At 54.9% G+C, this 20,820-nt stretch carries 14 protein-coding genes and 1 tRNA gene; 11 read left to right on the forward strand and 4 right to left on the reverse strand.

Annotation, left to right across the window (positions count from 1 at the left end):
* Positions 1-747 precede the first annotated feature (747 nt).
* From AC01ZF_RS16405 to groL, 5 genes are all read left to right on the forward strand, one after another.
* A complete protein-coding gene (locus AC01ZF_RS16405) occupies positions 748-1,119 on the forward strand; it encodes an ArsR/SmtB family transcription factor (protein WP_424676078.1) in 372 nt (123 codons plus the stop codon).
* A 133-nt stretch (positions 1,120-1,252) separates the two neighbouring features.
* Positions 1,253-2,581 (forward strand): FAD-dependent oxidoreductase, encoded by a 1,329-nt coding sequence (locus AC01ZF_RS16410; RefSeq protein ID WP_476575510.1) that lies wholly within the window; start codon positions 1,253-1,255, stop codon positions 2,579-2,581.
* Entirely contained in the window at positions 2,572-3,795 is a 1,224-nt protein-coding gene (locus tag AC01ZF_RS16415) for an MFS transporter (RefSeq protein ID WP_476575511.1), read from the forward strand. The genes AC01ZF_RS16410 and AC01ZF_RS16415 overlap by 10 nt, the downstream gene beginning before the upstream one ends.
* A gap of 192 nt (positions 3,796-3,987) precedes the next feature.
* Positions 3,988-4,290, forward strand: a complete 303-nt coding sequence (groES, locus tag AC01ZF_RS16420; RefSeq protein WP_287906616.1) for a co-chaperone GroES — start codon at positions 3,988-3,990, stop codon at positions 4,288-4,290.
* Between the two features lie 62 nt (positions 4,291-4,352).
* On the forward strand, positions 4,353-5,993 hold the full coding sequence (gene groL / locus AC01ZF_RS16425) for a chaperonin GroEL (RefSeq protein ID WP_424676081.1): 1,641 nt from the start codon (positions 4,353-4,355) through the stop codon (positions 5,991-5,993).
* A 75-nt stretch (positions 5,994-6,068) separates the two neighbouring features.
* Here groL and AC01ZF_RS16430 read toward each other — a convergent pair whose 3' ends face one another.
* Positions 6,069-6,905, reverse strand: a complete 837-nt coding sequence (locus tag AC01ZF_RS16430; protein ID WP_428112910.1) for a hypothetical protein — start codon at positions 6,903-6,905, stop codon at positions 6,069-6,071.
* A gap of 142 nt (positions 6,906-7,047) precedes the next feature.
* On the opposite strand from AC01ZF_RS16430, the gene AC01ZF_RS16435 reads away from it, so the two are divergent.
* The 6 genes from AC01ZF_RS16435 (at position 7,048) to AC01ZF_RS16460 (ending at position 15,592) form a co-directional block, all read left to right on the forward strand.
* A tRNA-Gly gene (locus AC01ZF_RS16435) sits at positions 7,048-7,123 on the forward strand.
* Positions 7,124-7,243: 120 nt separating this feature from the next.
* Positions 7,244-9,229, forward strand: a complete 1,986-nt coding sequence (locus tag AC01ZF_RS16440; RefSeq protein WP_476575512.1) for a GAF domain-containing protein — start codon at positions 7,244-7,246, stop codon at positions 9,227-9,229.
* A 5-nt stretch (positions 9,230-9,234) separates the two neighbouring features.
* Positions 9,235-11,415 carry a GAF domain-containing protein gene (locus AC01ZF_RS16445; RefSeq protein ID WP_424676084.1) on the forward strand — a complete coding sequence of 727 codons (2,181 nt, stop codon included), beginning with the start codon at positions 9,235-9,237 and terminating at the stop codon, positions 11,413-11,415.
* Between the two features lie 43 nt (positions 11,416-11,458).
* Positions 11,459-14,176 carry an ATP-binding protein gene (locus AC01ZF_RS16450; RefSeq protein ID WP_476575513.1) on the forward strand — a complete coding sequence of 906 codons (2,718 nt, stop codon included), beginning with the start codon at positions 11,459-11,461 and terminating at the stop codon, positions 14,174-14,176.
* A 4-nt stretch (positions 14,177-14,180) separates the two neighbouring features.
* Positions 14,181-15,152 (forward strand): hypothetical protein, encoded by a 972-nt coding sequence (locus AC01ZF_RS16455; protein WP_476575514.1) that lies wholly within the window; start codon positions 14,181-14,183, stop codon positions 15,150-15,152.
* Complete coding sequence (locus AC01ZF_RS16460) at positions 15,098-15,592, forward strand: hypothetical protein (RefSeq protein ID WP_428132420.1); 495 nt, start codon at positions 15,098-15,100, stop codon at positions 15,590-15,592. The genes AC01ZF_RS16455 and AC01ZF_RS16460 overlap by 55 nt, the downstream gene beginning before the upstream one ends.
* A 104-nt stretch (positions 15,593-15,696) precedes the next feature.
* On the opposite strand, the gene AC01ZF_RS16465 is transcribed toward AC01ZF_RS16460, so the two are convergent.
* The 3 genes from AC01ZF_RS16465 to hypE form a co-directional block, all read right to left on the reverse strand.
* Positions 15,697-16,125: a hypothetical protein gene (locus AC01ZF_RS16465; protein WP_424676088.1), complete on the reverse strand. Its 429-nt coding sequence runs from the start codon at positions 16,123-16,125 to the stop codon at positions 15,697-15,699.
* Positions 16,126-16,336: 211 nt separating this feature from the next.
* A complete protein-coding gene (locus AC01ZF_RS16470) occupies positions 16,337-19,336 on the reverse strand; it encodes a leucine--tRNA ligase (RefSeq protein ID WP_424676089.1) in 3,000 nt (999 codons plus the stop codon).
* 340 nt (positions 19,337-19,676) lie between these two features.
* A complete protein-coding gene (gene hypE / locus AC01ZF_RS16475) occupies positions 19,677-20,726 on the reverse strand; it encodes a hydrogenase expression/formation protein HypE (RefSeq protein WP_424676090.1) in 1,050 nt (349 codons plus the stop codon).
* Positions 20,727-20,820 lie beyond the last annotated feature (94 nt).

Here is a 20,820-nt window from a genome sequence, read left to right on the forward strand (position 1 = left end):
GTGAAATACACCAATTCGAATATGTTAAAGAATACGAGAAAGTTTTTACATAAAGTATCTTGGTGACATAATGTCATCATTCGTGTACCTTTGGTAAGCGAACATTTGTGTGACAGGTATGTTAGAATTATAGCGGAACATATGCGACGGGTCAGTATCAAACCAACGAGACGTAGGGTAACGATGGATCCTCAAACTCTATCCAACAAATAGTACCGGTTTTAGCATCGCTGCTCTTGTATCTTGTCAAGGCCGGTGGACAGGATGCCGGGGAAGCGGGTAAACACTTGGCTGGTGCAGTCGGTGAGAAGATCAAAGCGCTCTGGGCGCGGATATGGTTGAAGATGGACGGTAGACCGGCAACTCAGGAGACAGTACAGGAGATGGCGAACAAGTTGATGACCCTGACGCACAGGCCGCACTCCGCTTGCAATTACGCAAGCTCCTCGCCGATGTGGCTCGTTTGTGGACCGACGTGAAAGAAGCGCGAGGAGCCGGAACTACCAACATCGCCGCGACAACCGTTCAGTCGTGATCAGTGGTTGGGTAAACGAGCGTGTGATCATCGGTGATCAGAATCACATCCCGAAGAAGTCGTGAGCGTCATTCGACACAAAGGTTTTTCGTAGGGCAGAAGGGATCAACACGGTCGTTTCTGGTGTTCATTAGGGGGGACAAAAGATGCATATTGACAATTGTCAATATGTCGTCTATCATACCTCTGACGATCAGAAGTAAGGAGTGGTAGTGAAGACTTCCCCTATACCGAACACTATCACGAGTGACGAATCGCGTTGCTGCACACCGATCACCGACATTCCGTTAACCGATGCCGAGGCAATACAACTCGCCGACACCCTAGCATTACTAGCGCATCCAATCCGGCTACGTTTGTTAGCGCTGCTAGCTCGTCATGGCGGGCACGTGTGTGTATGTGATCTCGAAGCATCCTTACCAGTGAAGCAGCCGACCGTATCGCATCACCTCCGTTTGTTGCGCAACGGTGGCCTGATCGAGCGGGTGCGACGTGGTCAGTGGGTATACTATGCAGTACGCCGTGAAGTGTTGGCAACAGTGAAGGCGCTGATCGATCAGTTTTTTGCCAATCTAGACGGGTAGCTGCTGACGAACAACGAACAGCAGCTTTTTAGTTCGGTATTTTATTGATGTATATCAATATATCGATAAGACATCCTGGAACGTGTCATAGTAACGTACCGCGTCAACATAACATGGAAGGAAGGTGAGAACGATGTCACTCCCAATTGCCATCATCGGTGCCGGTCCGGTTGGGTTAGCGGCTGCGGCCCATCTTGCTGAACGTGGCGAATCGTTTGTGGTTATCGAAGTGGGTGAACAAGCCGGAGCTTCCGTATTGCGTTGGGGTCATGTCCAAATGTTTACCCCGTGGCGATATTGCTTCGATCAGGCGGCCTACCGCTTGTTACAGGCTGCCGGCTGGCAAGCACCGGCGGATGATGAATTTCCGACCGGTGCTGAGTTGGTCGAGCGGTATCTTCTGCCACTAGCGTCCTTACCGGCGTTGGCACCGCACATCCACTACCGTCGCAAAGTGGTAGCCGTGAATCGGCTTGGTCATGACCGTCAACGTGGGCTTGATCGGAAGGGGATACCGTTTCAACTGACGCTGGTTGATGATACGGGAGAGGAGACATCACTATTGGCACGTGCCGTCATCGATGCTTCAGGGACATACCGTTCACCCAACCCGCTCGGTGCCGGTGGTGTACCAGCGCTTGGTGAACGCAATGCTGCAGCTCATATGTTCTACGGCATTCCTAACGTCTTAGGTCGTGATCGGGAGCGTTACGCCAACCGACGAGTACTTGTGGCCGGCAGCGGACACTCAGCCTTTAACACGCTGCTCGATCTGTTCCGCTTAGGTGAAGTTGCGCCGCGGACCGAGGTATGGTGGGTAATACGTCGGGAAGCAGCTCAGTTTGAACGCATCTTCGGGGGTGGCGTGGCCGATGCTTTAGCTACTCGTGGTTTACTCGGGATGCAGGTACGCACTCTGGTTGATTCAGGGCGGGTTAAGGTAGTAACCGGCTGGCAGACCGCGCAAGTAGCGATGACTGATACCGGATTAGTTATCTCCGACGGCACCCGAACGCTACCTCCCGTTGATGAAATTGTCGTGTGTACTGGTTTTCGTCCCGATCTCGCACCGTTGCGCGAGCTGCGTCTAGCGCTCGATCCGGTGGTCGAAGCACCGACGGCCCTAGCACCGCTGATCGATCCGAATCTGCACAGTTGTGGGACGGTCCGGCCACACGGTGTTGATGAATTGAGCCATCCCGAACCCGACTTCTACATGATCGGGATGAAGAGCTATGGTCGTGCTCCCACGTTTCTTCTCCTCACCGGCTACGAACAGGCACGTTCGGTAACGGCAGCACTTTGTGGGGATTGGGAAGCGGCCCGTCGAGTTGAGCTGGAATTGCCTGCAACCGGGGTCTGTAGCGGCCCGACCGGAACCGAGACGGGATGCTGTTCAACCATTCCGGCCTTATTTTCGACGACGATCCCACTGAACGTGACAACTAGCTCATGTTGCTGAAAAGCCGGTTTTATAGGCGCATCTATTACGGCTGGATAATGCTGGTAGCGGTGTCGATCACAGAGGTGATCTCGTGGGGCATTCTGTACTACGCTTACAGTGTCTTCATCTTGCCGATGGCACGAGACTTCGGGGTTGAATCGCTGACGATTGCCACCGGATTTACCGTCGCGCTGCTCGCCAATGGCATCGCTGCACCGATAGTCGGTTGGTGGCTCGACCGCTACGGCGCACGTAGTCTGATGACAATGGGGTCGCTCGGCGGATGTGGTTTGCTGCTTTTGTGGTCACACGTGACGAATCCGCTCCAGCTCTATCTGGTTATGGCCGGGATAGGCGTGGTGAGTGCAACCGTGCTCTACGAACCGGCGTTTGCGATTGTGGTGACATGGTTTCGTCGCAAACGGGGAAAAGCTCTGCAAGTCTTAACCTTTTTCGGAGCGTGGGCCAGTGTGTTCTTCATCCCGCTGGCCGGCCGGTTAGTGGAGCAGATGGGGTGGCGGTCCGCATTGTGGGTACTGGCGGCCATTTTGGCGCTCACCATTCTGCCACACGCGCTGTTGATACGTCGTTCGCCGGTCGATCTCGGTTTAGCCCCAGATGGTGATCAGAGTGCACAAGTCCAGGCCATCGTCGCCGAACCATCGCTCCGTCCGCGCGATGTGCTACGGGAACGACGATTCTGGTTGCTCAGCGTAGCATTTGCTCTCAGTGGTTTTGTCACCGTTGCGATGACGGTTCATCTCATTCCGTTGTTGCTCGTGCGCGGAATGAGTTTGGACGTGGCATCGACGATTGCAGGCTTGCACGGCCTCATGTCGCTCACCGGCCGGCTGCTAATCGCACCCATCGGAGAGCGCCGATCACGTCGGTTGGTTACCCTTGGACTCTTTCTCATGCAGATTGGAGGGCTGATCATCCTGCTCATCTCTCATCAGCCAGGCGCAGCCTTGTTGTACATAGCCCTCTTCAGCGCCGGCGCCGGCACCCAAACGATCATGCGAGCGGCATTGCTTGCCGAGCAGTACGGGGTGACCAACTATGGTGTGATCAGCGGCTGGCAAAACGCCCTCATAACCGTTGCCCGTACTGTTGCCCCGGTTGGGGCAGGGGTGCTTATCGGTAGTAGTGGCTACGAAGGCATGCTGTGGTGTCTGGTTGGGTTGTTGGGGGTGGGTAGTGTAGCGTTGGCAGTTGCAGAAGGTAGTGGGTGACGCGAACCGTTGTGTAACTGGTGGTCGAACCCCATGCCTTAGCACTCAGTTTCGACGAGTGCTAAAATTTACTTGACAAACAGCCTAATCTTGTGTACTATTACCAACGGATTAGCACTCTTGAGTTGACAGTGCTAATCATTGGTAACTTTGCAAACCGTTGGATTGTATAGCGAACGGAGGATAACAACTATGGCGGATTTCCGCATCCGACCTCTTGGCGACCGCGTGGTGGTCAAGCCGGTTGAGCGTGAAGAGAAGACCAAAACCGGTATTTTCCTGCCTGACACGGCCAGCAAAGAGCGCCCGATGGAAGGTACGGTATTGGCTGTTGGTGAGGGGCGCCGCGATGACGATGGCAAGCTGATCCCAATGAGCGTCAAGGTCGGGGACCGCGTGATCTTTGCCAAGTACAGCGGTACCGAGTTCAAGCTCGACGATGTCGAGTACCTGATCTTGTCGGAGAAGGACATTCTGGGCATTGTTCAGGAGTAACCGCCCGTCACGCTATTCTCAGGCTGACAACCGATTGAAATCAGTGGAGGATAATAGATCTTATGCCAAAGCAGCTCTCTTTCAACGAAGAAGCTCGCCGCGCGCTTAAGCGTGGTGTTGACCTCGTCGCCGATGCGGTCAAGACGACCCTTGGCCCGCGTGGCCGCAATGTGGCGATCGACAAGAAATTCGGTTCGCCGACGGTAACGCACGACGGTGTAACGGTTGCGAAGGAGATCGACCTGAAAGATCCCTTCGAGAACATGGGCGCGCAGCTTCTCAAGGAAGCAGCCACCAAGACCAACGATGTTGCCGGTGACGGTACTACCACTGCCACCGTATTGGCTCAGGCGATTGTTACCGAGGGTCTAAAGGTTGTCGCAGCCGGTGCGAATGCGATGCTGATCAAGCGCGGCCTTGATCGGGGTGCCGAGGCGCTGGTGGCCGCCATTAAGGCGAGCGCCGTGCCGGTACGTGACCGTGCTGACATTGCGCACGTAGCGACCAACTCGGCGGCCGACAGTGAGATCGGTGAGCTGATCGCCGAGGTGATGGAGAAGGTCGGCAAGGATGGCGTCATCACCGTCGAAGAGTCGAAGGGCGTGACCTTCGAGAAAGAGTACACCGAAGGCATGCAGTTCGACCGTGGCTACATCTCGGGCTACATGGTGACCAATGTCGAGCGGCAGGAAGCAGAGCTTGACGATCCCTACATCCTGATCACCGACAAGAAGATCAGCAGCATCCAAGAGATCCTGCCGATCCTTGAGAAGGTATTGCAGGTCACGAAGAACTTTGTCATCATCGCCGAGGATGTAGACGGCGAGGCGTTGGCGACATTGGTCGTCAACAAGCTGCGCGGCACGATCAACGCGCTGGCAGTCAAGGCTCCGGGCTTTGGTGATCGCCGCAAGGCAATGCTGCAAGACATCGCCATTCTCACCGGTGGTACCGTGATCAGCGAGGAGATCGGTCGCAAGCTCGATAGCGCGACGATTGAAGACCTAGGCCGCGCGCGCAAGGTCATTGCGACCAAGGACGACACCACCATTATTGAGGGCCGTGGTGACGAAGCTGCGATCCGTGCGCGCATTGAGCAGATCCGTGCCCAAATTGCAACTACGACCAGCGACTTTGACCGTGAGAAGCTGCAAGAGCGACTGGCGAAGCTGGCCGGTGGTGTGGCCGTGATCAAGGTCGGTGCAGCGACCGAGCCTGAGTTGAAGGAGAAGAAGCACCGTGTCGAGGACGCGCTGAGCGCAACGCGGGCAGCGGTCGAAGAGGGTATCGTGCCCGGTGGTGGTGTGGCGTTGATCAACGCTATCCCGGCGCTTGACAAGGTGCAGGTTGCTCACGAGGACGAGAAGGTTGGTCTCCAAATCCTGCGCCGTGCGCTTGAAGAGCCGTTGCGCATCCTTGCCCGCAACGCCGGCGAGGACGGCTCGGTGATTATCGCCAATGTCCGTCGCTTGCAGGAGGAGAAGGGCGATAAAACCATCGGCTACAACGTGCTGACCGGCCAGTATGGCAGCATGATCGAGCAGGGTATCATTGACCCGGTGAAAGTGACGCGCAGTGCGGTGCAGAACGCAGTTTCGATTGCCGGGATGATCCTGACCACCGAGGCGCTGATTACCGACATTCCCGAAGAGAAACCGGCTGTCGGCGCCGGTGCCGGCGCCGGTGCTGGGATGGACTTCTAGTTCGGACTGATCGGCAATGGTACGGGGACGAGGCTCGCGCTCGTCCCCGTTTTGTGTTGTTTAGTGCGAGCGAGGCTACTGGTACCGCCGTATCAATTCGGTCACTTCGGTAACTGTGCGGTCAAGCGGATGGTCGAGAACGAACTGCACTGTCTGTATCGATGCGGCAAAGACTCGTTGGAGAGCGGCAACGGTTTGCTGGCGGCGATGTGTCACCCGCTCTGGATTGGCGTAAAAGTCGTCCAGATTCTCGCTTGCCCCAAAATCATCAACCAGTACAATTCGCAGTGGCTGCACGCCTAGAGCTATACGCACCCATTGCCAGAATCGTGGTGTAGCTTTGATCACGCCAAGATCGGCAGAGTTGGCGATCAACGCGGTACGGCGGTGATTGAACAATGTTCCCGGTACGATGGCATACGGTCGGGTAGCTTTGTATTGGGCGATAGCCCGGCAATGACCACGTTGCACGCGAAGCGACGCGGCTTGCCATCCCAGCGTGGTGAGCTGGGTAGTGATCTGGAGGGTAGCTTCTGCGTAATGATCGGTTGCGATCAACGGGATGACGGTAGGGATAGAGCGCACAGTATCGAACAGTGGCTGCCATGCCGGATCGATCGCCGAAGCAGCCATATACATCTGGGTAAAGCGTTGTGCAGCTTGATAGGCTGGTTCTGAAGCACCGCCGATCGCACATACCCGGCGGGCGATCAAGTTGGCTAACCCAGCAGTGCTGGTACTTCCTTCTTCCCACGTTGGTTTGACTATCTCACGCCAATAGACTGTCTCGTCAACCCCAAGCGCTGCCAAACCGGATTCCTGTAATGCGCGGCCGAGGTATTCCGGTGTTCCAAACTGTACCGCAGCGACGCTCAGCGTCCCTGAAAAATCAAGGATAAGCAGCATAGTCATAGGCGGTTTAACCATGACATTACGATCTGACCTACGGATATGATACTAGATGAGGATACGAACACTATTGCTATGGAGTAGTGTAAGACACTAACGGCGACTCGACAAATCGGGTGAGTTGTGTATAATGCTGGCGTGGTGTGCGGGAGTGGCTCAGTTGGTAGAGCGACACCTTGCCAAGGTGTAGGTCGCGGGTTCGAATCCCGTCTCCCGCTCCAGGGTATGGCCGGTCACGTATCGTGTACCGGTCATCTTTTTTGGTAAAATAGATGCAACTCTGCGGACACTCGATCGTTCATAGAGTAACAGAAAAAGACTATTACCGTCGCGGAGTCGCTGTGTATCTACCACGTAGTAATATTCGTCGTATCCTTGCCCTAACCATACCTGGCGGTATTTCGCTCGGTTTATTGCTGTACGCTCTGATTACCATCGTCAATCGCCAATTCCCCGAAACGCCGACCGTAACCTTGCTCGTCGCTTTACTTTTTGGCGGTGTGATCGGAATAGCTTTGGCGGCGGCAGCATGGATGAGTTTGCGCTATGCGCTGAGCGAAATGCGTCGTCATGCGACCACAGTGTTACAGGCTGATTTGCCACCGTTACCCGATAACGATCCGCTAGTCTCGCTACGACAAACGGTCTCCGATGCAATTGCTGCGGTCCCGCACTCATCAACGTTGGCGATGCTGGCACAGCGCTTTGGTGAACTGACCGACCGCGATACAATGATTACCGTCGTAGCCGAGTATCTATCTGAACATTTGGCAGTGCAGGGAGCGATTTTGCTCTTACACGATGCCGAGCGAGGGGTGTTGATCCCTACGTCCGGTTGGGGGATCGCCAGTGTAAACCGAACGGTCACCTTTGATAAGGATGGGAGTGCGCTCGGTCGGGCATTGCGTGAGCGCCGTGTGGCACGTTTTTCGAGTGTGCAGATGCGCAGCTTACTGGCGACAACTTCTCCGCAATCGTTAACGGTTGTGAGCTGGCCGTTGTGGATACAACAGGCGCCACTTGGGGTTTTGTGTCTCATGATCACCGGTACGGATGTGCGTCTGAATGACGAACAGGAGCAGTTCGTGACACAGGCAGTAAACCTCCTGGCCATCCAACTTCAGGCGGCGACATATCGGCAGTGGTGTACGCGGGAACAACGCCGCTTAGATGCCTTCGATCGGGTGATCACGAGCGTTATCGAACAGCCTAGTCTTGAACGTGCATTAACGGAGTTGTTACAGATTGCGGCTGAAGTGACAGAGTCGAGTCACGGTACCTTTCTGCTCATCGATCCTGAAGCCAACGTAATACGGGCGAGGATTACCTTAAATGAGGGTAATATTCTACCACTCAATGTAGCTGCTGCCCCAATCCTTAAGCACGGGTTAGCCGGTTGGGTATTACGGACTCAGCGGGGGGTCATCATCGACGACATCGAACGCGATACGCGCTGGATCCCGACGCCGGGATTGGAGTTGATGCGTTCTGCACTGGCGATGCCACTATTCCATGGGGATCGTCCATTGGGCGTACTAACGTTGGCCGACCCAATGCCGTATCGTTACAGCCGGCGTTCTTTAGCACTGGTCGCGGCATTAGCAGCGTATGCTGTATCGGTGATGGTACACCACCGCTACGAGGGAATTGTCGAACCGGCTGAAGTAGTACGGGCACGTCGGTTGCTCAGTGCATACCTCGCGCCCGAAACTATTCGCGAGTTGATGGGCAATCGATCTCGTTTGATGCAAGCCCTACAGCCGCAGGTTATGACGGCCACGTTGGTGTATGGTTGTCTCCGTGGGATTGAGCGTCTTACCGATATGACCGTACATCAACTGATTGAGCGTATTACCGGTCCATTCCACAGTGAGTGTCGGGCAATCGTGCATCAGTTGCAGGGCGCCTACATTATTCTTGATGAGCGCAGCTTCTGTGCAGCGTTTGGCTTTCCACAACCACGCTTCGATGACGCCACACGTGCTTTGCAGGCAGCGCAACAAATTCAGGCGGCAGTGCCCCGCCTGCGTCTTCGGTGGCAGCAGGAATTGGGTGTCGATGTCACAATTGCCGGCGGTGTGACTACCGGCCAGCTGGCCGTGGGGGTCATTGAAGATGAGCAAATCGCTACGCTGGTGTGGACGGGAACCGCGATGTGCGAGGTACGCCGATTGTACCAACTAGCACGGAATGATGAGATTATAGTTGGTGATTCGGTACTCAAGATGACCAATGTTCATCAGTTTACACTTGATCCATTGGCACCGGTTAGCTTATCCAACGGAGATGATTCAGCACCAGTGTATCGGTTGGTAAGTTCGTCGTGACTACTATGAGTGATCCAGTGTCCTCTTCAAAACAATCTGAGCCGAACACACAAGGGCTACTACGCATTTCCACTGCAATCGAGACGGCAGCTACCCTCGATGAACTGTTATTGCTGGCACTGAACGAATTTGTGCAGGGGTTAGGCGTTGCGCTCTGTGGTGTGTTGTTGCTCGATGCCAGAGGCGAATCGATCTCATTGGTAAGCACCTTTCCCCCTCGTATCTCATTCCCCCCGCCCATCCCAATGAGCGATTTGCCGATCATGCAACGCGCCTTGCAGCAACGACAGGCGTATCAAATCCACGATATTACCGAGTTGCCACGCGAGCGATACCGCTCGCCGATGTTGTTGCAGATATTGACGATGTTGACCGAAGCGCAGGTGCGCTCGCTCCTTATTATTCCGCTGGTAGCACAGGACCGAGTGATCGGAGCATTAGTAGTTGCTTCTATCGAGCAGCCACGCCATTTTGATGATCAAGAAATATCGAGCATCCGCCTCATGGCCAGTCAATTGGCAGCGGCGATTACCGCGTTTCGCACCATTGAAGAAGCAGAATATCGTAACGCCGAATTGATGACGTTGAACGATATTGCCGCCGCTGTTAATTCGATGCTCGATCCGCGCGATATTTACCATCTGGTGATGGAAAAGATCAATCAGTTCTTTCGGGTGGAGGCCGGTTCGTTGCTGATGCTTGATGAAGAGACCGGAGAGATGGTCTTTGTCATCACCTTAGCAGGTGGGCAAGAGAAACTGATCGGCCAACGAATACCACCGGGCGTAGGGATTGTCGGTGACGTTGTGCGTACACAGCAATATGCGATTGTGCATGATCCTGAGTATGATCCGCGATTCTATCGGAACGTGAGTGAGGGGATCGGCTATAACGTTCATTCAATCCTCTGTGTACCAATTGTGGTCAAGGGCCGCACGATTGGAGCAATTGAGTTACTCAATAAACGAACCGGTCGTTTTACCGAAGAAGAGGCGATTCGCCTTACCCGGATGGCAGCGACTATTGGTATCGCAATTGAGAACGCTCTCCTGTTTCAACAGGTGAGTACCGTGCGCGATCGCTTTGAGGCCATTGTCAATTCGACCAATAGTGGGATCTTAATGGCCGATATGCGTGGTGTGGTGGTAGCGAGTAATGTTGTTGCGGCACGGCTCTTTCACCGTTCCCGTGAAGCGTTAATCGGGTTGCGGCTCGATGAATTGATTGCCGAGTTGATGGAGCGGGCCCAGGTGGTCGAAGAACCGGCATGGTTGAATGATGGGGAACCACATCGAGTGTTCGAGATCGAACTGATCGAAGGACCGACTCGCTACCTGCGCCATACCATCTTGCCGGTGCTCGATACTCACGGTATGCAGATTGGCCGTCTTGCCATGTTCGAGAATATTGATAAGGAGCGCGAACTCGCCCGGCTGCGCGACGATTACACCGGTATGCTCATTCATGATCTGCGCGCCCCGCTAACGGCAATTATGAACGGCATCATGATGGTGCAGCGTGGCTTGGGCGGGCCGATTTCGCCACAGCAACAAGAGATGTTGAACATCGCGTATCAGGGGAGCCAGGCGATGCTCGAGATGATCAACACGCTGCTCGACATCAGCAAGATGGAGCAAGGGCGAATGATCCTGAACCTTGAACCACTCTCGCCGTATGCTGTGGTTGATGAAGCTATTGAACGCTTGCAAGTCTATGCCCAACAACGAAAAGTGCAATTGGCGCAGGACCTGGCGGTCGGATTGCCGCTGTTTGAAGCTGACCGCGAAAAGATCGTTCGGGTCTTGCAGAATCTGATCGACAACGCTATTAAGTTCTCGCCCGAAAATGGGATCATAACGATCGGCGCCCGTCAGATCGAGTTGGACGCCGATACACTCGGTGGTGTCCATCCAGACCTGCCGATGACGTTACCGTCATTACCGGCAGGGAGATGGCTGATATACTGGGTGGCCGATCAGGGTCCCGGTATTCCACCTCAATACCACGCGCGGATATTCGAAAAATTTGGTCAGGTGCAGCAGCAGAAGGGACGTGGCACCGGTCTTGGTCTGACATTCTGCAAGTTAGCGGTTGAAGCACACCGTGGTCAAATCTGGTTACGTAGCCGCGAAGGAGCCGGTAGTACGTTTGCCTTTGCCTTGCCGGTAGCCCGTGATGGCGATTGACCAAAGTGGTGAATGTCTCTATGTATCTTCATGCATGAGACTGATGGCGGAGTTCATTGTGCGCCATGTTATTCACATCCTCCGTTCACGTATTCAATACACGATCATTCTGCCCTATCTGGCGCTGATCGTTTTGGTCTTACTGGTCGGTTCGGGTATTGCTATTACATTGGTCGCAGGTAGCTGGCAGGAACGTTTCAACAATCAGCTTGGTCAGATCGCACGGCGGCTTGCCGAGGAGCTGGCATTGCGTGAAATTAGTAGTATTGCCTACCTCGGTCAGATTGTGTACACCGCTGCCAACGCAGATACCGGTACGCCGTCCGTTATCGAGGCGATGACCCTGCGCGATACTGATGGATTAGCTGTCGCAGTAGGCGGTCTCTGGACGTTGGGGCAGATCAATGAAAAAGTCTCACCTGATCGATTGATTATTTTCGACGAGACCGGCGCAACGTTACTCGATTGGGAAAGTTCGCCAACTAGTGGAGAACCGGTACAGTATGCCAGCACAAATGTAGCCGGTTTGCTACCGATCGAAGAGGTGTTGCGCGCCGAGCAGACACCGAGCGGGACAAATGATGTGCTTGGTACGCCATACAGTGGGTTGATCGCCTTCCGCCGACCTGACGGTAGTGATGTCGTGCATTTTTTTACCGTTGCCCCTGTCTACACTCGTGCTGGGGAAGGTGAGATTGCGCGGTTACTTGGTGGCGTTTTCATTGCCCAGCGCCTCGATCATATACTTATGACCCTGCAAGCACGGAGTCAGGCAGATGTCATCGCGATCCTCGCTAATGATGGTGCTGTACTGGTAACAACGACTCCGACGAATACGCAACCGGCGTTACGGCTGAAACCGGCTCAGATCGAGACACTTGTAGCGATGAACGAGCAAGGTAATTGCCTTGACATCGGGCTGCTCAGTGGCGAGACCGCGACAGCCGTACAATCGATGACGTTGTTATCCTGTTCACTCCTCACCACCGTCAGGTTGGATGAGCAAGAATATCAGCTTGTTTATGCGCCGTTCCTGATTCGGGGATTACAGTACGGTTACTTTGCCGTTGGCTTATCACGCGACGTGCTACTCAGTGTATGGGCCGGTAGTCGGAACGTGGTGATAGGGATCACAGTGGTATTGGTCGTAATGTCGGTGTTGGTTGGGTATGGAGTAGCACGCCGAATCACCCACCCCATCGATGAGTTGGTTGCTGTAGCCGATGCGGTGAGTGCAGGAGATTTTGCTCAGCGTAGCAATGTGCGTGACGAAAATGAACTGGGGCGACTGGCGCTGGCGGTTAACCAGATGACCTCTATTCTGTTGCATTTGTATGAAACGAGTCGCCAGCTCAACCAAGAACGACGGGTTGAGGTAGTCTTGCAGATTGCCATTACCAGTGCTGTCGATCTCGTGCCTGGGATCGAAGCGATTGCGTTGCTTCCAGGGCCGGCCGGTTGGAATTTTCGGCTGCGACCCGCTGCTCCGTTGCCCTATGCGACACTGACTCGTTACCGGTGGACGGCATTGCCACCGCAAGAAGATCGGTTAACTGCTACCATCGAGACGGTTTGCGCCGAGCATGGTATTGTTGGGCTATTGACCGTACCACTGCGTCGTGATCGGCAAATGGTCGGAATGTTGATATTTGCGCACACAGAGCAGGGGTTATCGGCGGCGGTGCTGCCACATATACAGGCAATTGCCGATATGACAGCGGTAACATTGGTAAATGCGATTGAGTATGAATTGGCGCAGCACGAGTCTGAACGGCAGCGGGCAATCCTTGCCGCGATAGACGATGGGGTGATCGTAACCGATGCAGATGGGCGGATTATCTTGCTGAATACCGCCGCTGAACGGCTCTTGCAACCGATTGTCCCGGTACATGGTGAACTGTTATTGCGCGATTTACCGCCTGAGATCAGGGTTTCTCATTCTGAACTATTTGGTCGTGCCGATCGTGTGATTGCAGTGGGGAAACGTTTTCTGACGGTGAGAAAGACACCGATGCGACAATCAAATGGTGATGTCGTCGGTGAGGTGATGGTCCTTCACGACAATACAAATGCGGTTCGGCTTGATCGCGCTAAGACCGATGTGATCGCTACCATTGCGCAAGAGTTACGTTTTTCGTTGACAGACGTGCGCGATTACTTTAATCTCTTGCAGCGCACAAGCCATCAGTTTGACGCCGAGCAGCTTCGCGCGTTAGGGAATGTACAACAACGTTTGTTCGACATCATTAATCTGGTCAACAACATGGCTCTGTTAGCTCAGCTTGAAGCTGGTCAAATAAAAGTGCATCTGCAAGCAACTGAGTTGGCGCAACTCGTAGAGACAACTATCAGCCCGTTGCGAACAGTGTTTACCGAACGCGGTGTGCAAATAACGCTGGCGCTGCCACTTGATTTACCGATGGTGATGGCCGATCGTGAATTGTTACAGCATGCGCTCTATCAGGTGTTGGATAATGCACGGCGCTATGTGACCCAGGGGCGCGTACTGATCAGCGCCGGTGTCGAGGGTAATGATATTTGGCTTTCGATGAGTGACACCGGTCCCGCTATCCCAACCGATGTAGCTGGTCTGTTGTTTACTCAGTTTCAGCGACATGATAACTCGTCTCAACGTAGTGGTGAGTTGGGATTACCCATTGCCCGTCACTTGCTCGAGTTACAAGGTGGATCGATCCACGTAAGGAGTACCCCCGGCCAAGGTTGCACCTTTACTATTCGATTGCGTCGTGTTGAGGAATAAAGCTGTGCAGTTGTCAGACAACATCTCAGTAACCAAAAGACATACCTATTTATTCCAGACGATAGGACTGGCAATCGGATTAGCGTTATTGCCGGTGTTATGCGTCATCCAAACAATCTTTTGGCTGCTTACGCCGGTTGATAAGCCGTTTACACTGGCTCGGGCTGAACGCGCAGATGATGCCGATATGTTCGTAGTACGTTCTTCTCTGATCGCAAACATATACGAACCATTCCTAACCAATCTCAGTTTTGCCCAAGTAGCTGCTGATTTCCCTAATCTGGCTGCGACCGAGATTGCGAATCGTACCTATAATTTCACCGTTGATCAAGTTAGTCGCGGAACGCCAGTATCGATAGTAGTCATCCCACCACAGTCAACTGTCACTCCAACCGTGCCACAGCCATCACCGACGGCAACGGTAGTCTCCTCTCCTACCAAACCATCTGCTTCACCGACGCCGACGACAGCGACTTCTCGTGCTACACCGATACCGTTCCCAACGTTCACGCCAACTCCAGCGCTGATCGACGTGCCGACGCCAATGTCGCCGGAAAAGCTTAGCACTAAACCAACAATGGCGAACGTACCTTTAGTAACGCCGCTCGCGCAACCGACGGCGACGGTGGAACTAGCAGTGACGCCGATGACCGCGCCGACGGCCACACCGACGGCGACGGTGGAACCAACAGTGACGCCGATGACCACGACGGCGACGGTGGAACCGACGGCCACACCGACGACGACGCCACGTTCCGAACCTACAGCAACGCCACGTGTGGAATTAACATCGACGGCTACACTCGCCACAATCGAAACTTCGGTACCGGTTGAACCGCCGGTGACGCCAAGCATCCAGCCGATGGTCACGCCGACGGCGCCGATCCAACCTCCGGCGACGCTACGGCGAGGGTGGAACCGATGGACACGCCGACGGCGCCGGTCCAACTGTCGGCGACACCAACGACAACGGTAGAACCGACGGCGACGCCAACGGCAACGGTGGAACCGACGGTAAACGCAACATCAACACGAACAAGTTTGGTGGTTGTACAGGTGATCGAGCCACTGATAGAGGGTCATCCACCGGAGATTACTATCTGCGCAGTGGTCGTCGAATTACGTGAAGCGACCGACAAAGAGGTGACGGTAACGTATGTTGTCGAACCTGGTCCGGTTAACCCCGCATCACCGGATAGCGATTATCGGGTGCCAGACGGTATAAAGAGCGACCTTGTGTTCCCTGGCGGGGCACCGGCCGGTACAACGCGCACGGTTGTGATTGAAGTGATCGGTGACAGGATTGCTGAAAAGGATGAGACCATCGTGTTTCGACTCACCGGCATCAGTGGGGGTGAGCTGGTTGCCGATCAGGATGAGCAGATGTTGACGATTATCGATGATGATGCGATATAACCGGTCGCTCTATTATCCTAAGTGCTCATGTGGTAGCCACATCTGCAGCATCGCGCGAAAAGGGTTGGTGTGGGTCTAGGTGAGTGAACATTGCGATGGCGCATTCAAGTCTCATCTTCAGACGATTGATTTGGTTGGCGCGGGAAGAGGAACCACAAACCGAGTTCGAGCGCAATCGGAATGAAGGCGAGCGCGATCAGTGGCGGCCAGATCGGACTGAGAGCGAAGTAGAGGGCGAGGGGAGGAATGGCCAGAATGAGGGCAAAGACCGTCATCGCGAGATTACCCCAGCCAACTGCGGCTACAACGCCAAAAACGGTGAGCACCACAATTACCGCATCGCTACACGTGTTGAGAGCGGGTCGGTTATAGCAACTATTGAGCGCTGAGGGTACTGCGATATCGAATATGACCCCTTGCAGTTCAAAGAAGGTCGGGAGGTAGACGCGACGGAGGGCAAAGAGCACTGCACCGAGGGCAATCACGAGATAAGCGCGAATAAGGCGATGGGTTAGGATTGGCGGGATACGCATGGTCGGTTGATATGGGTATCATCAGCGAGATTCATGAACGTCGTGGCGGGTATCTCATAGATTGCGGTTGTCGCGAGCTATGAATCCGGGCATTTTTTACTCTGGAATGCGGCAGAGAGGTTGCCGCACCCAGAGCAGGTTTAATGCGTATAGGAAGGTTATTCCAGCGACGTTACTCCATTCCCGGTACCGCCGTCAGACGTATTACGTATTACCCTACTACCACGTTCACTAACCGTCCGGGTACCACAATCACGTTTCGGATCTGTTTGCCATTGATAAATTGCTGTACCCGTTCGTTGTTCAACGCTAACTCACGCAACTGTGCTTCGTCAATCTCAACCGGTACGGTCAGTTTTCCACGCACCTTGCCGTTAACTTGAATGACGATTTCAACCTCTTCTTCGGCAGCGATGGCGGGATCGGCGACCGGCCAGCGCTGCTGATGGATGCTGTACGGCTTGCCGAGTCGTGCCCACAACTCTTCGGCGATGTGGGGCGTGATCGGCGCCATCAGCAACAAGAGCAGCTCGATGGCTTCTTGCCATGCCGGTGTACCGGCCAAGCCGGCATCGCGAGCACGGTAGAGTGTATTGGTAAACTCCATCAGTGCGGCGACCATCGTATTGAACTTAAAGTTTAGGATGTCCTGTTCGACGCGCTGAATGGTCTGGTGGGCTACTCGTCGCAACTGACGCTCGCTCATCGGAGTGGTGCTCTGACCACGCTCGGCAGTGGGATAGAGCACGATCCGCCACACGCGGTCAAGCCAGCGCTTGACGCCGGGTACGCCATCGGTATTCCAAGGCACTGATAGCTCGAAGTCGGAGATAAAGGCCTCGTAGCCGCGTAACGCATCGGCGCCATGTTCGGCCACTACCTCGTCGGGTGTGATGACATTGCCTTTCGACTTCGACATCTTCTCGATAATGATCTGGCCGTTAACTTCACGCGCCGGGGCCAGAATCAGGCCTTGATTGCGCAGGCAAGTGAATGGTTCAAAGAACTTAACGACCCCCAGATCGTAAAGCACCTTCGTCCAGAAGCGGGCGTAGAGTAGGTGCATAACGGCGTGTTCGGCTCCACCGACGTACATATCGACCGGCAGCCAGTAGTCAAGAGCCTCTGGGCTGGCGAGTGCTTTGTCGTTGTGGTTATCGGCGAAGCGCAAGAAGTACCACGATGAGCAGGCAAACGTTCCCATCGTATCGGTCTCGCGTCGGCCACGGCTGCCATCAGGCAGTGTCACATTCACCCAATCGTCGATCAGGGCCAGTGGCGACTCGCCGGTTGCCGTCGGTTCGTAACTCTCGACGTTAGGCAGTGTCAGCGGCAATTCGTCATCGCTGAGCGCAATCTCTAGTCCATCCTCGCGGTGGATAATCGGGATTGGCGTACCCCAATAGCGCTGGCGGCTGATCAGCCAGTCGCGCATTTTATAATTCGTCCGTCCCTTACCAATCCCCTGCTGTTCGAGATAGGTGATCGTGCGTTCGATGGCCTCCTCGGCAGAAATGCCGTTGATCGGGCCAGAGTGAATCGGTGTCCCCCGCTCGTCGTGATAGATGATGTCGCGATATGCCGGGATATTGTGCAGATACGCCATCGCCGATGGGAGGGTAGCGTTACCGGTAGCAGCACAGAGACGTGCCGTAATCTGCTCGTCAGCAGCGATTGAATCTAGCTCAATCACCGCATCGGGGAAGATGAACAGCCAACCTGAGCCGACCACCTCTGTCCAGCCGTTACCCAAGCGTGGTTGCACGATAGTTGCATACTCGTGCGCTCGATCACCGGACAGTTCGACCAACAGGTTGCCGTCGTCTTGAGCAGTAACGGTAAAACCGGCGGCACGGAGTACATCGGCAGTATCGGCAGCGATTGTCTCGGTGCGGAGCAACGAGCGAGCTGCGTTGTCGGGGCGGGTGATGACCGGAATGATCGGCAGGTTGTACTTCAGCGCAAACGCGAAGTCACGCTCATCGTGAGCGGGCACAGCCATAATTGCACCGGTGCCATAGCCCATCAGGACATAATCGGCGATCCAGATCGGAATGCGAGCGCCGTTAACGGGATTAATCGCGTAGCCCCCCGTCCAGACGCCGGTCTTTTCCTTCTCCTCGGCGACGGCAGTGGTGGTAGGGCGTTGACGCGCTTGTTCGACATATGCCTCAACCTGTGCGCGCTGCGCTTCAGTTGTTACCTTTGCCACCAGCGGGTGTTCCGGCGAGAGCACCATGAAGGTAGCGCCCCATAACGTATCGGGACGAGTGGTGAAGACGATAATCGGATCGCCGCTCTCGGTGTGGAAGATCACTTCCGCACCACGCGAGCGCCCGATCCAGTTGCGCTGCATGGTAACGATTTTAGACGGCCAATCGACCGTGTCCAAGTCGCGGTCGAGACGGTCGGCGTAGGCTGTAATGCGGAAGAACCACTGTTTCAGGACACGGCGTTCGACCTTTGCACCGCTTCGCCATGCAGTACCATCGGGTAACACCTCTTCGTTTGCCAGTACCGTCTTGTCAACCGGGTCCCAGTTTACGACGGCTTCGCCACGATAGGCGAGGCGGAAACGGCGGAGAATCTCTTGGCGCTGGAGCGGCGTAGCATTGCGCCACTCTTCGGCAGTAACTTGTGGCTCGGTTAATGATAAGTCAAGCCGGCTGGTGCCGTGCTCGGCCAGCTCAGCCTCCAGTTCGCTAATCGGGCGGGCTTTGTCAACACGGCGGTCATACCACGACTGGTACAGGCGCAAGAAGATCCACTGCGTCCAGCGGTAATAATCGGGTTCAGACGAGGTAATTTCGCGATCCCAGTCGTAGCTCAGGCCGAGCATGTTCATCTGGCGCTTGTAATTGGCGCTGTAGCGGCGAGTAAGTACGGCCGGATTGGTTTTGGTCTTAATTGCTGCGTTTTCAGTCGGCAAACCGAACGCGTCCCATCCCATTGGATGGAGGACGTTGTAGCCGCGCATGCGGTAGTAGCGGGCGACGACATCGGTAGGTACATAGTTGCGGCAGTGTCCTACGCTTAGCCCATCGCCGCTGGGATAGGGGTAAAAGTCGAGCACGTAATACTTCGGTTTGGCCGGCTCGATCGGTGGAGTGCGGTAGATCTGGTCGGTAGCCCACTTCGCTTGCCACTTCGCTTCGATGGCTGCGGGATCGTAACGTTCGATGTGATTTTTGTCGGTTTTTACGTCACTCATACGATTATTAACCTCTCAGAGGTGAGCAGCAGAGATACGAATAGGAACTGTTACGGTGGGACCTAAGATCATCAAGGTTAGGATCGGTCATGCGCTCACCTCCTTTCACGGTGCAAAAGCGAAGCATCTTGCTGCATTATAGCAAAAAAAGGTGCAGCGGGGGCAAAGACGGTTAACACAAAGGCGCAGCAAGGGCAAAAACGTAGAGGATGGTAAACGCAAAGATGCAAAGGTCGCGAAGGGCGCAGAGATATGGATGAATGTTGAGGCAAGCGCGCTGATTGGCTTCCCCACAAAAACCTTTGTGTCCTTCGCGCCTTTGCGTTTAGCCTCTTTACGTTTAACAGATACGTGGCAGTTGTTCACCGACCAGGGTGTCAACCACACGCATACCGCCGATTCTGGTGCGTGCGACGACCACACCGGGATGCTCGGTGGTGGCATAGCCGATTAGTGTAGCATCGCGCCCTAGTGGGTGGGTTCGCATGGCTGTCAATAAACGCTCGACGTCGTTACGCTCGACGAAGGCGATCAGTTTACCTTCGTTGGCGATATGGAGTGGGTCCATACCGAGTAGTTCACAGGCGGCTTGAACGGTGGGTGGGATGGGGATGTCGCGTTCGACGATTTCGATGCCGAGCTGAGCGGTCGTGGCGATTTCGTTGAGTGCGGCGGCAACTCCACCACGGGTTGGGTCACGGAGCGTGTGGATACGTGCCCCACTGGCAAGCATGGTGCTAACCAGACCGTGAAGGGCGGCAGTATCAGAGGTGATCGGTGCGCCGAATTCGATACCTTCGCGCACACTGAGAATTGCGATCCCGTGGAGACCAATCGGTCCACTAACGATGATCGCGTCACCGGGGCGAGCATGTTCTGGGCCGATCATGATCCCTGCCGGCACAAGACCAAAACCGGTGGTGGTAATGTAGACACCGTCGCCGTGGCCGCGATCGACCACCTTGGTGTCGCCAGCGATGAGGGTAACGCCGGCCTGCTGGGCAGCGCGCCCCATGCTCTCGGCAATTACGCCGAGTTGATCGAGCGGCATGCCCTCTTCGAGGATGAAACTGGCGGTTAACGCCAGCGGCTGCGCTCCCATCATAGCAATATCGTTGATGGTGCCGTTGATGGCGAGTTCGCCGATGTTGCCGCCGGGGAAGAAGAGTGGTCGGACGACAAAGCTGTCAGTGGAGATGGCTAAGCGGGCACCACCGGCATCGATGAGGGCTGCATCGGCGAGTGGTCCATGGGGACCGCCGAACGCGGGTAGGAAGAGGTGAGTGATCAGTTCAGCAGATAGTTTGCCACCTGCACCGTGCCCCATCACGATGGCCGGATAGTCGCGGAGTGGCGTTGGACAGATCCAGTTGTTGAAGTCTACCGACATAGCTTGTAATTCCTATTAACGTACTAACGCAAAGGCGCGAAGGGCGCAGAGATCTGAACGTACTAACGCAAAGGCGCGAAGGGCGCAGAGATCT

Source organism: Chloroflexus sp. (genome assembly GCF_056331925.1).

Bases quoted from the DNA above. Each gene is read 5' to 3' on its own strand.
- AC01ZF_RS16410 (WP_476575510.1), top strand. From the start codon at position 1,253: ATGTCACTCCCAATTGCCATCATCGGTGCCGGTCCGGTTGGGTTAGCG.
- AC01ZF_RS16415 (WP_476575511.1), top strand. From the start codon at position 2,572: ATGTTGCTGAAAAGCCGGTTTTATAGGCGCATCTATTACGGCTGGATA.
- groES (WP_287906616.1), top strand. From the start codon at position 3,988: ATGGCGGATTTCCGCATCCGACCTCTTGGCGACCGCGTGGTGGTCAAG.
- groL (WP_424676081.1), top strand. From the start codon at position 4,353: ATGCCAAAGCAGCTCTCTTTCAACGAAGAAGCTCGCCGCGCGCTTAAG.
- AC01ZF_RS16430 (WP_428112910.1), bottom strand. From the start codon at position 6,905: ATGACTATGCTGCTTATCCTTGATTTTTCAGGGACGCTGAGCGTCGCT.
- AC01ZF_RS16445 (WP_424676084.1), top strand. From the start codon at position 9,235: ATGAGTGATCCAGTGTCCTCTTCAAAACAATCTGAGCCGAACACACAA.
- AC01ZF_RS16450 (WP_476575513.1), top strand. From the start codon at position 11,459: ATGGCGGAGTTCATTGTGCGCCATGTTATTCACATCCTCCGTTCACGT.
- AC01ZF_RS16460 (WP_428132420.1), top strand. From the start codon at position 15,098: ATGGACACGCCGACGGCGCCGGTCCAACTGTCGGCGACACCAACGACA.
- AC01ZF_RS16465 (WP_424676088.1), bottom strand. From the start codon at position 16,125: ATGCGTATCCCGCCAATCCTAACCCATCGCCTTATTCGCGCTTATCTC.
- AC01ZF_RS16470 (WP_424676089.1), bottom strand. From the start codon at position 19,336: ATGAGTGACGTAAAAACCGACAAAAATCACATCGAACGTTACGATCCC.
- hypE (WP_424676090.1), bottom strand. From the start codon at position 20,726: ATGTCGGTAGACTTCAACAACTGGATCTGTCCAACGCCACTCCGCGAC.